This is a genomic window from Nocardia sp. NPDC055002 (assembly GCF_053608825.1).
On sequence record NZ_JBSGWE010000003.1, the window covers coordinates 17855 to 32468 of the forward strand.

A 14614-nucleotide genomic window follows, 5' to 3' on the forward strand; every position below is an offset into this window, starting at 1 on the left:
CCCTTCAGATCGTCTTGCGCGAACCCGCGGTTCACGACACGCCCAGGTCGTTGTCGATGAGATCGAAGATCTCGTCATCGGTAGCGGCGTCGAGGCCGGCCACGTCTTCGGTCTCGTCCCCCTCGGCCTCGCCGAGTTTCGCCAGCAGCGTCTGCAGCCGCATCGAGAGCTTCGCCCGCGTCTCGGCATCGCTGTTCACCGCGACTTCCCTTCCGAGCCTGTCGAATTCGTCCAGAATCGACAGCTCCCCCGACCCACCGTCGAGCTCGGCCACGAGGAAGTCGGCAACGGCGGTCAGCGTCGGGTAGTCGAAGACCAGGGTCGCCGGCAAGGTCGTTCCGGTAGCGCTGGACAGCCGGTTGCGCAACTCGACCGCGGTCACCGAGTCGAACCCGAGGTCGGTGAACGGCCGATCCAGATCGTCGGAATGCGCGCCGGAATACCCGAGTACCGTGCCGATTTGATCGCTGACAATGGTCGACAGCAGTTGGCGGCGCTCCGTGCGTGGCAGTCCGGCCAGGCGCTGACGCAACTCCGACCCGGCACCGGATTCCAGATCGCCGTCCTGATCCTGCAAGGCCCGTGCCGCTTCCGGGATTCCACTGATCAGTGGGCTCGGCCGGGTGAAGGTGAACGGCCCCGCGAATCGCTGCCAGTCGATGTCGGCGACGGTCAGCTGGGTCTCGCCGTGCTCGACGGCGTGCAGCAGCGCGCCGAATGCCAGTTCCGGGTTCATCGGACGAACGCCGCGGCGTAGCAACGCTTCCTGCGCGGAGTCGTTGGCTGTCATGCCACCGCCGCCCCAGTTTCCCCACGCGACCGTCGTCGCGACAAGACCGGCTGCCTTGCGATGTCTGCCGAGACCGTCGAGGAAGGCGTTACCCGAGGCGTAGGCGGCGTTGCTCGCACTCCCCCACGATGCCGAGCCGGAGGAGAACAAGACGAAGGCCGCCAGTTCGAGCCCGCTGGTCAGGTCGTGCAAGGCGAGCGCGCCGTCCACCTTCGCCGACACGGCGTCTGCGAATTCGGGGATTGTCGTATCCGCGAGCATGCCCTCGACCGGCACGCCCGCGGCATGCACCACCGCCGTGAGTGCGTGTTCCGGGGGAATCGCAGCGAGCAGCGTGGCCAGTGTGTCCCGATCGGCGGCGTCGCAGGCGGCCAGTGTGACTGTCGCACCCGAGTCGCGCAGTTCGGCCGCCAGTTCGGCCGCACCGGGGGAATTCGCCCCACGACGGCTGATCAGCAGCAGGTGCTGTGCGCCATTGGCCGCCGCCCACCGCGCGACCCTGCTGCCGAGGGCACCGGTCGCGCCGGTCACCAGCACCGTGCCCGCTGGCTTCCACGGCGTGCCGGTGGTCGTGACGGGATCCGGCGCACGGGTGAGGCGGCGCCCGTAGGCCCTCGGGCCGCGCAGCGCGATCTGGTCTTCTCTCGAGCTGTCCCCCAGCAGGCCGACCAGATTCGCCACAGCAGCCGGGTCCGGGTTCGAGGGAAGGTCGACCAGACCACCCCACCGTTGCGGATACTCGAGCGCGGCAACCCGGCCGAGGCCCCAGATCGGGGACTGCGCGACACCGAGAACAAGGTCTCCGGCGACCACGGACATCGCGTCCCTGGTGACACACCAGACCTGGGCGTCCGATGCACCATCGTGCAGGGCCTGCACGAGGACCACCGTGCTCACGAAGCCGTTCACGAGCACCCGATGCTCTTCGTCGGCTCGCTCGTCGAAGGCCAGCAAGGAGAGCACGCCGTCGAGAGCGCGTGCTTGCCCGAGGAGCTCGGCCAGCGCCGCTCGGCTGATCCCCGCCGGCACAACCATCGAGTCGACATCCGCGGTACGGCCGAGTGCGCCGATGATCGTCTCGGACAGCTGCTGATCGATGTGTTCGGGCAGCAGTACCAGCCAGCTGCCCTGAGGACCTGTCTCGCCGACGGTGACCGGCGCCCAGGTCTCCCGGTAGCGCCAGTCCGCGACCGCCGAATCGTCCAGACGTCTCCTGCGCCATTCCATCAGGCCCGGCAGCACCTCGCCCAGCACCGCCGCGTCCACGTTCATGGAGGTGGCCAGCGATCCGAGGTCACCGTTCTCGACGGTCTCCCAGAACGCGGCGTCGGCGCTGTCACCGCGGGCGGTCTCCGTGGCGACCAGTTCCGGCCAGTAGCGCCGGTGCTGGAAGGCGTACGTCGGCAACTCGACTCGGTGACACGCACTCGGCTCGACACCAGCCGACCAGTCGACGGTGTGTCCGTGCACGAACAATTCCGCGAGAGCGGCGAACACGGTCTGCGGTTCGTCCCGCGCCGCACGCAGCACCGAGACGATGACCGTGGGCTGATCGGGATCGAACTCGAGATCGGCGGCCACAGCGCCGGTCAATGTCGCGTCCGGCCCCACCTCGAGGAAACTGTTCACGCCGTGCGCGGCCAGGGTGGCGATGCCGTCCGCGAACCGTACCGCCTCGCGGGCGTGCTCGACCCAGTACTTCGCCGACCCCCATTGCTCGGCCGTCATCAACTCGCCGGTCCGGTTGGATACCACCGGCACCGCGGGCTCGGTGAATTCGACGGTGGCACACACGCGCTCGAATTCGTCCAGCATCGGCTCCATCAGGTGCGAATGGAACGCGTGGGAAACCGCGAGCCAGGTGGTCTTGCGCCCGTCGGCGGCGAAGCGGTGCGCGACGGCTTCGACCGCCGCGCGAACACCGGACACCACGACCGCCCCCGGACTGTTCACCGCGGCAAGACTCACCGAATCGGACAGTTCCCGCGTCACTTCGGCTTCGCTCGCTTGGATGGCCACCATCGCACCGCCTTCCGGCAATGCCTGCATCAACCGGCCCCGCGCCACCACCAACCGTGCCGCGTCCGCCACCGGCAGCGCACCCGCGACACAGGCCGCGGTGATCTCGCCGACCGAGTGACCGATCATCAGATCAGGGACGACACCGAACGACCGGAGCAGCCGGAACAGCGCGTACTCCACCGCGAACAAGCCCGGCTGCGCGAATTCCGTCCGATCCAGCTCCCCGGCCTGCTCGGGCTCGAACACGATGTCGCGCAACGACTTGCCCAGCAGTGGGTCGGCCACCGTGCAGACCTCGTCGAACGCGTCGGCGAAGACTGGGAAGGCCGCGTACAGCTCGCGGCCCATGCCCGCTCGCTGAGCGCCCTGTCCCGAGAAGACGAAGGCGAGCTTGCCCGGTCGTCGCCGCCCGACGACCGCATGAGCAGACGAATCGCCGCGTGCGACCGTGGAAAGTCCCTCGATCAACTCGGCCCGATTTCGGGCGACGACAACCGCCTGATGATCCAGCGCGGCTCGCGTAGTGAGCAGCGACCAGGACAGATCCGCCCGCGAGGCCTCCGGGGCATCGTCCAGATAGGACCGCAGCCGCGAGCTCTGCGCCCGCAACGCCGCCGCCGACCTGCCGGAGACGACGAACGGCAGCAGCGACGTCAGGTCCGGGTCTGCGACCACCGCCGCGACCGGCTGCTCGGGCGCCTGCTCCAGGATCACGTGCGCGTTGGTTCCGCTGATTCCGAACGACGACACCGCCGCTCGCCGGGTGCGGCCGGTCTCCGGCCACGGCCTGGTCCTGGTCACCAGCTCGACCGCGCCCGCCGACCAATCCACCTCCGGCGTCGGCTCCTCAGCGTGCAGGGTGGCAGGCACCACCGCGCGTCGCAGCGACTCGACCGCTTTGATGACCCCTGCCACCCCAGCGGCGGCCTGGCTGTGGCCGATATTGGACTTGATGGATCCCAGCAACACCGGCCGGTCCGCCGACCGGCCGCGACCATAGGTGGCCAGCAGCGCCTGCGCCTCGATCGGGTCGCCCAGCGCGGTGCCGGTGCCGTGCGCCTCCACGACGTCGATATCGTCGGGTGACAGGGACGCGCGGTGCAGCGCGTCGCGGATGACCCGTTGCTGGGCGGGGCCGTTCGGCGCCGTCATGCCGTTCGAGGCGCCGTCCTGGTTCACGGCCGAGCCGCGAAGTACCGCCAGCACGCGATGCCCGTTGCGAGTCGCGTCGGAAAGCCGTTCGAGCACGACCCAACCGACCCCTTCGGCGAACGCCATACCGTCCGCGGCGGCCGAGAATGCCTTACACCGACCGTCTTTCGCGAGAGCGCGTTGCTGGGAGAACCCGATGAACCCTGCTGGCGACGACATCACCATCACACCACCCGCGAGCGCGAGGGAGCATTCGCCGGTGCGCAGGGCCTGCGCCGAGAGGTGCATGGCGACCAGCGACGAGGAGCATGCGGTGTCCACGGTGACCGCGGGCCCCTCGAGACCGAACACGTACGACACCCGGCCGGACAGCACGCTCGACAGGCTGCCTGTCATGGCCAGCCCGTCGAGCGCCCCCACCTGTCCCCCGCCCGCCTGCGGCGCGGGGTTGGCTCCGACGAAGACACCGGTCCGGCTGCCGCGCATCGTGAGCGGGTCGATTCCCGTGTGTTCGAAGGCTTCCCACGCGGTTTCGAGCAGCAGGCGCTGCTGCGGATCCATGACCGTGGCCTCGCGCGGCGAGATACCGAAGAACCCAGCGTCGAAATCGGCCACCGCCTCGAGAAAGCCACCGTGGCGCACGTAGGAGGTGCCCACATGCGCGGGATCGGGGTGGTAAAGGTTCTCGACGTCCCAGCCACGGTCGGTGGGGAATCCGGAAATCGCATCGATGCCGTCGGCCGCGATACGCCACAGGTCCTCGGGTGAGCCGACACCGCCCGGGTAGCGACAGGCCATGCCCACGATGACGATCGGATCGTCATCGATCGCCGCCGGCTCGATCGCGGCCGGTGCGTCTGTCGCCTCGATGCCGAACGCCTCGGCGATCAGGTAGCGGGCCAGGTCCTTCGCGGTCGGATAGTCGAAGACCATGGTCGAGGGCAACTTCAGGCCCGTCGCCTCGACGAGACGATTCCGCAGTTCCACAGCGGTGAGCGAGGTGAAACCGAGCTCCTGGAAGGCGCGGTCGGGCGCGACGTCCTTCGCGCTCGCGTGACCGAGGACTACCGCCACCTCGGTGCGAACCTGCTCGAGCGCCAGCGCCTCACGCTCCGCGCCGGATACCTTCGAAAGTCTCTCTCGCAGTTGCGATTCGACCGCGACAGCGGAACCAGCCGACCCGTGCTCGGCGAGAATGCTCCGAACCTGTGGCAGCGCCCCGAGCAACGGGCTGGGCCGGTTCATCGTGAACAGCGGAACGAAGTTCTCCCACTTGACGTCCGCGAGCAGCAGGAAGGTCTCGTCGTCGTCGAGTGCGGTGTGCATTCCCGCGAGCGCGAGGTCCGGGTCCATCGGGGGCAAACCGTGCCGGGTTTGCCGCTCGCCCACAACCATCCCCTCCACGATGTTGCGGCTGTCCCACATGTTCGGTGTGCCCCACACGCCCCACGCGATGCTGATCGCGGTACGTCCGCGGGCGCGCCGACGCTCGGCCAGCGCGTTGAGGTGTGCGTTGGCGGCACCGTACGCACCATGGGCGCCACTGCCCCAGACGCCGGCCACCGAGGAATAGAGCACGAACGCGTCGAGCTCGATGTCCTCGGTCAGCTCGTCGAGATGGACCGCGCCGTCGACCTTGGCGCACATCATCGCGTCGAATTCCTCGACCGTCGTCCCGGGGAGCGACGCGACCTCGAGCGAGGCGGCGGTGTGCACGACCATCCGCAGCGGAAGATCGTCGTCATCGGCGAGCGCCACTGCTGCCGCGACCGCGGCACGGTCGGTGATATCGCCGCCCACGATGGCGACCTGCGCGCCGAGCGCACGCAGTTCAGCGGCCAGCTCGGAAGTTCCGTCGGCCGCCGTGCCGCGACGGCTGACCAGCACCACCCGCTCGGCACCGTGCTGGACGGCCCACCGTGCGGTGAGCGCACCGAGGGTTCCGGTACCGCCACTGATCAAGGTCGTGCCGCTGGTGCGCCAGGCCGGGGTCTCGGAGACGGTCTTCCCGGTCGGTGCGGGCACGATCCGGCGGGCCAGCACACCGTTTGCGCGGATCGCGACCTGATCTTGGCCATGTGTCCCGGTGAGAACCGCCCGGAGCCGGGCAAGTGCCGGGTCGTCGAGAGTCGCGGGCAGGTCGACGAGACCGCCCCAGCGCTGGGCATGCTCGAGCCCGGCAACCGGGCCGAGGCCCCACAGTTCGGCCTGTACCGGATCGGGGTCCGCCGTGGCGACCGCCCCGCAGGTCACCAGCCACAGCGGCGCCGCCACGCCCGCATCACCCAGTGCCTGGATCAGGGCGAGCGTCGCTGTCGTGGAGTTGCCCACGGACGCGATTCCCTCGACGCTATCGAACGCGGCCAATGCTTCGGCCAGTGCGTGCCGGTCGGTGGTTTCCACCTCCAAGACGTGCGCGTCGGCCAGGGTGCCGGCCACCGCGACCACGTCGCTGTTGGAAGCGGTCCCGGCGGGCACGACCACCAGCCAGCGCCCCGGCGCCGTGCCCGACACCTCGACCGGATGCCAATCCACCCGGTAACGCCAGGAATCCAGTACCGAGGCGTCCCGCTTGCGCCTGCGCCAGGTAACCAGGCCAGGCAGTACCTCGGTGGCCACCTCGGCATCGATCTCGAGACCCGCTGCCAGGGTCGCCACATCCTCGCTCTCGACTGCGTCCCAGAACTCGGCGTCGAGGTCGCCCGCGCCCGGATTCTGCCGAGCAGGCGATGATTCCAGCCAGTACCGCTGACGCTCGAACGGATAGGTCGGCAGGGCGACACGAACTGCGCCGGTCAGCAGCGGACTCCAATCCACCTGCCTGCCGCATACCTGGACCTCGGCCAGCGATCGGATCATGCGATCGAGATCGCCGTCGTCGCGCCGGATCGAACCGACCGCCAGTGCGGGCTGGTCCGCCGCCTCGATCGCCTCCTGGATCGCGGGTACCAGCACCGGATGTGAGCTGACCTCGATGAAGAACCGGTAGTTCTCGGCGAGCAGCTTCGAGATCGCCGGGAAGAATCGCACCGGCTGCCGGAGATTGTCGATCCAGTAGCTGACGTCGAGCTCCGAGCCGTCGATCAGCCGCCCTCGCACCGTCGACAGAACGGGCATCCGCCCTCGCTTGGCAACCACGCCGGACAGCTCGTCGTTCAATCGCTCGGCGATCACGTCCACCTGTGCCGAATGGGACGCGTAATCGACCTCGACCCGGCGAACCCGAACCCCGGCGGCACGGCATTCGGCGATGACCTCGTCGAGCGCGGCATTGCCGCCGGAGATCACGGTGCCCGCTGGACCATTGAGGGCCGCGACCGACAGTTCGGCACCGAACGGGGCGATCAATTGCTCGACCCGAGCCACCGGCAGACCGATCGAGACCATGCCACCGCGCCCGGACAGCTCTTCGGCGATGATCCGGCTGCGGCTGACGACGACGCGGATACCGTCGGCGAGGCTCAACGCCCCCACGACGCACGCCGCGGCGATCTCGCCTTGTGAATGCCCGACCACGACATCCGGCACGACTCCGAAGGACTCCCACACGGCAGCCAGCGACACCATGACCGCGAACGACACCGGCTGCACGACATCGACCCGGTCGAATGATGAATCCTGCCCGCCGGCAAGGGCATCGAGCAATGACCAACCGGTGAGCGGGTCCATCAGAGCGGCGCATTCGGTGATCCGCGCGGCGAACACGGGACTCGTCCGAATCAGCTCGCGCCCCATACCTGCCCATTGGGCGCCCTGACCGGGGAACACGAACGCTGTCTTGCCGGACCGCACCCGACCGGTGACCACCTCGGCTGCGGAATCCCCACCGGCCACGGAATTCAGCGTCGCGGCCAGCTCGGCCCGGTCCCGGCCGATCACCACCGCGCGCTCGTCGAGGGCGGCGCGGGTGGTCGCGAGCGACCACGCCAGATCGCGCAAGGACGTGGGCTCGTCCAGGAACTCGACCAGCCTCGCGGCCTGTTCCCGCAGCGCGCCCGTGGTTCTCGCGGACAATACGAACGGCAATCCCGACAGCGACTCGGGTTGCGCCACAGCCGTTTCCGTTTCCGGTTCCGGAGCCTGCTCCAGGACGACATGCGCATTGGTACCGCTGACCCCGAATGACGAGACCCCGGACCGGCGCCGCCGACCCGACTCCGGCCACGGCACCGCCTCGGTCGCGAGGCGGACCGCACCCGCTGCCCAATCGACGTGCGGCGTCGGTGCGTCGAGGTGCAGGGTTTTGGGCACCACACCATGGCGCATCGCCTCGACCATCTTGATCACACCCGCGACACCCGACGCGGCCTGAGCATGACCGATATTGGATTTCAGCGAGCCCAACCAGACCGGACGATCCTCGGGACGGTCCTGTCCGTAGGTCGCGATCACCGCCTGCGCTTCGATGGGATCACCCAGCGTGGTACCCGTCCCATGGGCCTCGACCACGTCGACATCCGCGACGGACAGTCCCGCATTGCGCAGCGCCTGCCGGATGACTCGCTGCTGTGACGGCCCGTTGGGCGCGGTCAGACCGTTCGAGGCCCCGTCCTGATTCACCGCCGTGCCGCGCACGAGCGCCAGCACCGGATGCCCGTTGCGGCGTGCGTCCGCCAGCCGCTCGAGCAGTACCAGACCGGCGCCTTCGGACACACTGGTGCCGTCCGCGCTCGCCGCGAACGACTTGCTGCGGCCATCAGCGGCCAGGCCACGCTGCCGCGAGAACTCGATGAATGTGCCCGGGGTGGCCATGACGGTGACACCGCCCGCGAGCGCCATGTCGCATTCGCCGGTACGCAACGCCTGAACAGCGGAGTTCATCGCGACGAGCGAGGAGGAGCAGGCCGTATCGACCGTGACCGCGGGCCCTTCCAAACCGAAGGTGTACGAAATCCTCCCGGAGACAACGCTTCCCGAGACACCTGTCGCCAGGAAGCCTTCGACACCCTCCGGCAGTTCCCGAACCTGGGCACCATAGTCGTGATACATCACGCCCGCGTAGACGCCGGTACTGCTACCCCGCAAGGACAGCGGAGCGATACCGGCTCGCTCGAACGCCTCCCAGGCGAGCTCGAGCACTACCCGCTGCTGCGGGTCCATGGCGATCGCTTCCCTGGGCGAGATTCCGAACAGGCCGGGATCGAAATCCGCCGCGCCATCGAGGAATCCGCCCTCGCGGGTGAGCTCCACACCCCGCGATCGCGCGGCGCCGAGATCCGACATGTCCCAGCCGCGGTCCAGCGGGAACGGCGCGATCACGTCGCCGCCTTCGGCCACGAGCCGCCACAGCGCCTCCGGCGAGTCGATGCCACCGGGATAGCGGCAGCTCATGGCGACGATCGCGATGGGTTCATCGAACGCGGTCACCGCGTTCTGTGGTGTCTGTGCGGTGGCGGGCCCGCCCATCACGGTGTCCAGGAGGAACCCGGCGAGATCGGCCGAATTCGGATAGTCGAACGCGAGTGTGGCAGGCAATCGCAAGCCGCTCGCGGTCGCCATCCGATTCCGGAACTCCACCGCCGTCAGCGAGGTGAAACCCAGATCCGCGAAGGCCGCGGTGGGGCCGACCTGCCGCGCACCGTCGTAACCGAGGACGGCCCCGACCTCACCCACGACCAGATCGAGCAGATATTGCTGCTGTTCCGGACGGGACAGGCCAGCGAGCTTACGGAGCAGGGACCGGCTGCCGGCTCGGGCGCCTCTGCGCACCCGGGCAACCGATCGGACCAGGCCGCGCAGCAGGAAATGCGCCGTGCCCTCCTCCAGCTGAGCACGAAGCGCGACGGGATCCACTCGCATCGGGACGACAGCGGCGCGATCGACCGCCCGCGCCGCGTCGAGCAGCGCGAGGCCCTCCGCGGGGGTCATGCCCACGATTCCCGACCGGTCGAGTCGCTCGACATCGGCCGCGGTGAGATCCGCCGTGAGCCCGTCGGCCCGGGCCCATCGTCCCCAGGCCAAGGCGAGGGCCGGAAGTCCCTGTGTCCGCCGAAGTTCGGCGAGCGCGTCGAGATAGGCGTTGGCGGCCGCGTACCCGGACTGCCCCGGGGTCCCCAATGTTCCAGCGGCCGAGGAGAAGAGGAGGAAGGCCACGAGGCCGCGCTCACGCGTCAGTTCGTGCAGATGCCACGCCGCATCGATCTTGGGACGCAACACCGAGGCGATCCGCTCCGGCGTCTGCGCGGTGACGACGCCGTCGTCCAGCACCACCGCGGCGTGCACCACGGCGGTCAGCCGGGGCAACCGGTCGAGCAGGTCGCTCAGCGCGACCCGATCGGCCACATCGCACGCGATAACGGCTACCTCGACGCCGAGCACCGCGAGCTCATCGCGCAGCGCAGCAGCGCCCGGTGCTTCGATACCGCGCCTGCCGACCAGGGCGAGGTTCCGGACGCCGTGTGCGGTGACGAAATGCCGTGCCAGTTCGGCGCCGATGGTTCCGGTGCCACCGGTGATCAACACCGTCCCGTCGGGATCCAAGGGCACCGCGTCCGGCCGGTCCGCGCCAAGCTCCCGGGTGAGCTGGGGGGCCACGGCCACACCGTCTCGAACAGCCAGCTGCGGCTCACCGCTTCGCACCGCGAGCGAGAGCAGCTCCGCCGACCTCGCATCGTCATCGATATCGACCAGCACGAACCTGCCGGGGTGTTCGGACTGCGCGGACCTGATCAGTCCCCACAGCGCCGCGCCCGCGAGGTCACGCGCGCTCGATTCGTCGGCGGTGGTCATGGCGTTGCGAGTGACGAACACCAACTGGGAATCGTCGAATTCCGGTGTAGCGAGCCAGGTCTGGACGAGGTCGAGGCCCTGCGCCACCGTCGCGTGCGCGCCGTCGGCATCCTGGCGCGCCGGCTGTACCGGTACGAGCACGAATTCCGGCACCGTCGAGGTATCGGCCAGTGCGCCGAGTTCTGCTGCGGCGACGGTCCGTTGGTCCGCGCCGAGCGCGGCTCGGTCACCGACCGGGTCTTCGCCCATCGTGACCGGTTGCCAGCGCACGTGCAGCAGATCGTCGGTCTGACGTGCCGAGGCCGGCATCTCGCGCAGGACGATCGACTCCGCGGTCAGCACGGGGCGGCCCTCGTCGTCGGTGATCCGCACCGACACACCGGTCCCAGTGGCCGCCTTTCCGAGTCTGACCCGGAGCGTCGACGACCCGCTGCGATGCAACGTGACACCACGCCAGGCGAAAGGCAGCAGCGGTCGGCCCCCGGACGTTGTGAAGGAGCCGAAGGCAACCGCGTGCAACGCGGCGTCGAGCAAGGCCGGATGTACACCGAACCGGTCGACATCGCGAAGCGAGGCAACCGGATTCACCTCGGCGAAGACCTCGTCGCCGGAACGCCACGCGGAGGCCAGTCCCTGGAACGCCGGACCATAGATCATGCCAAGGGCCGACAGGGTGCTGTAAAGGCCGTCGAGTTCGGCCTCGGCTACCGGTTGGGCATTGGCCGGGAGCCAGGGCTCGGAATCGTCATCGACGACCGAATCCGCTTGGCTGAGTACAGCATTCGCGTGGTTGCGCCACGACACGTCATCGTCGCCCACGATCTGTGAATGGATCGACAGCGTGCGGCGGCCGTGCTCGTCCACGGGCGCGATGACGACCTGCAGCCGCACCGCGCCCTCGGCGGGCAGGACCAGCGTCGACTCGAGCGTCATTTCCTCGATGTGGTCGAAGCCGTCGAGCGCACCTGCGCGCAGCGCGAGCTCGGCGAACGCACTGCCGGGAAGCACAACGGTGTCCCCGACAGCGTGATCGGCCAGCCAGGGATGCGTACGCTGCGAGAGCAACCCGGTGATCACGGTCGCCTCGGAGTTGGCGAGCGACACCGCCGCCGCGAGCAGCGGGTGATCGACAGCCAGCAGACCGATCGCACCCAGATCGCCCGGTCGCGCGGAAATCTCCATCCAGTACCGGGTCTCATCGAACGAGTAGGTCGGGAGTTCGGTCAGGCGAGCGCCGACCCGTTCGAAGAGCGGTTTCCAGTCGACCGGCACACCGGTCGCCTGCATCGCGGCCAGCGACCTGTGAAAGCGCCGTCCACCACCGTCGTCGCGGCGCAGCGTCCCGGTCACCACGGCCTCGGCGCCGACGGCCTCGGCGGTCTGCTCGATACCCGCGGTGAGCCAGGGATGCGCACTCAACTCGACGAACGTCCGGAAACCGTGGTCGATCGCGGTGCGGATGGTGCGATCGAATTCGACTGGTTCGCGGGCATTGAGGTACCAGTACTCCGGCCCGAGCTCGGCGGCATCGCGGGTCTCGGCTGTGACCGCGGAGTAGAAGGGAATCGTGCCGGGCAGCGGCTCGATTCCGGCGAGATCGTCGAGCAATCGGTCCCGCAACGGCTCCACCCGATCGCAATGACTCGCGACCGTTCCCGGCAGCATCCGAGCCCGGACGCCGTCGGCCGTGCAGGCGGCCACCAGTGTGAGCAATCGGTCTTCGTCCCCGGCGACGACCGTCGTGGCCGGATTGTTCACCGCGGCGACCGTCAGCGCCGGATGGGAGCGCAGTAGCTGGTGCACTTCGGCGACCGGCAAACCGATCAGGGCGAGTGTGCCGTTTCCGACGAGTTCGTCGGCGAACAACCGCGACCGGCGCACGACGATCCGTGCCGCGTCAGCCAGCGAAAGCACGCCCGCCACACAGGCGGCGGCGATCTCACCCTGTGAGTGCCCCACCACCGCACCTGGTTCGACGCCGTAGGAACGCCACAGTTCGGCCAGCGACACCATCACCGAGAACAGCACCGGCTGCATCACCTCGGTGCCATCGGGCAGCGGTGCGTCCCCGCGCAGGAGATCCAGCAGCGACCACCCGACCATCGGGTCGATCACCGCGGCGCATTCCGTGAGCCGAGCGGCGAAAACGGGCTCGGTGGTGAGCAATTCGGCGACCATGCCGTTCCACTGCCATCCGTGGCCGGGGAAAACGAACAGCACACCGTCCCGAGATCGGCGGGCGGTGTCACGCAGGGTGTTGTCCGCCTGCTGCTCCGACGCGAGGGCATCCAGCGCGATCCGCAGTTCGGTGCGGTCCTGCGCGAGGACTACCGCCCGCTCGTCGAGCGGCGAGCGGGCTGCCGCCAGCGACAGCGCCACATCACGCAGTTCCTGCTCCGGGTGGCTGTCCAGGTGCCTGTGCAGCTGCTCTGCCTGTCGGCGAACCGCCTCGGAATCCTTGCCCGACAACAGGTACGGCAGGACCACCGGCGGGCAGTCGGCCCGCTCCGAGACTGCTGAAGCGGGTGCCTGTTCCAGAATGAGGTGGGCGTTGGTGCCACTCACGCCGAACGAGGACACGCCCGCGCGGCGCGGCCGATCCGAATCCGGCCAGGCGCGTGCCTGCGACAACAGCTCGACGTCTCCCGCGGACCAGTCGACGTGCGGGGTCGGCACCTGTGCGTGCAAGGTCTGCGGCAGCACACCGTGCCGCATCGACATCACCATCTTGATGACACCCGCGACACCCGCGGCTGCCTGCGCATGGCCGATATTCGATTTGATCGAGCCGAGCAGGAGCGGACTTCCCGCGCGGCGGCCCTTTCCGTAGACGTCGATGATGGCCTGCGCCTCGATCGGATCGCCGAGAACTGTTCCGGTGCCGTGTGCCTCGACCGCGTCGACATCCGCGGCAGTGAGGCGCGCGTTGCCCAGCGCCTGCCGGATGACCCGGCGCTGCGCGGCACCGTTCGGGGCGGACAAACCGTTGGACGCACCGTCCTGGTTCACCGCGGAGCCACGGACAACGGCCAGCACCGTATGCCCGTTGCGTCGCGCGTCGGACAGGCGCTCGAGCAGGAGCACACCGACGCCCTCGGCGAATCCGGTGCCGTCGGCCCCTGCGGCGAACGCCTTGCAGCGGCCGTCCCCGGCCAGACCGCGCTGCCGGGATACCTCGATGAAGGGAGCGGGGCTGTGCATGACGGCCACGCCGCCACCGAGCGCGAGTTCGCATTCGCCGCTGCGCAATGCCTGCACGGCAAGGTGCACAGCGACCAACGACGAGGAGCAAGCCGTGTCCACGGTGACCGCGGGCCCGCTGAGCCCGAAGGTATAGGAGATCCGCCCCGACAGCACGCTGCTCGCGCTGCTGGTGAGCACCTCGCCTTCGAGGGTGTCGCCCGAGGCGGCGAGTACGGATGGATGCTCACCGGACCCGCCGCCGACGAACACGCCGACGTTGCGTCCTTCCAGCGACAGCGGCGCGATACCGGCGCGCTCGAACACCTCCCAGCTCGCGTGCAGCAGCAATCGCTGCTGCGGGTCCATGGCGAGCGCTTCGCGCGGCGAGATCCCGAAGAGACGCGCGTCGAAGACCCCCGGCTCGTCGAGGAAGCCACCCGCTCTGGAGTAACTGTGCCCGCGAGCCTCTGGATCGTCATCGAACAGGCGGCTCAGGTCCCATCCGCGGTTCGCCGGGAAGTCGCCGATCGCGTCGGTTCCGTCGGCGACCAGCCGCCACAGATCGTCCGGTGATCCGGCGCCGCCGGGGTAACGGCAGCTCATGGAAACGATCGCAATGGGCTCGGCGGCCGCACCCGCGATTCGTTCGTTCTGCTTGCGCAGTCGATCATTCTCGAGCAGGGACCGGCGCAGGGCCTCGGCGACATCGCGCACTGACTTATCCACGTTTCTTCTATT

The 14614-nt window shown here is 69.0% G+C and carries 1 protein-coding gene; it reads right to left on the bottom strand.

Annotated elements, in window-relative coordinates; genetic code table 11:
- Positions 1 to 31: 31 nt before the first annotated feature.
- Positions 32 to 14602, bottom strand: a complete 14571-nt coding sequence (locus tag ACWF99_RS12570) for a type I polyketide synthase (protein ID WP_452535990.1) — start codon at positions 14600 to 14602, stop codon at positions 32 to 34.
- Positions 14603 to 14614: the final 12 nt, after the last annotated feature.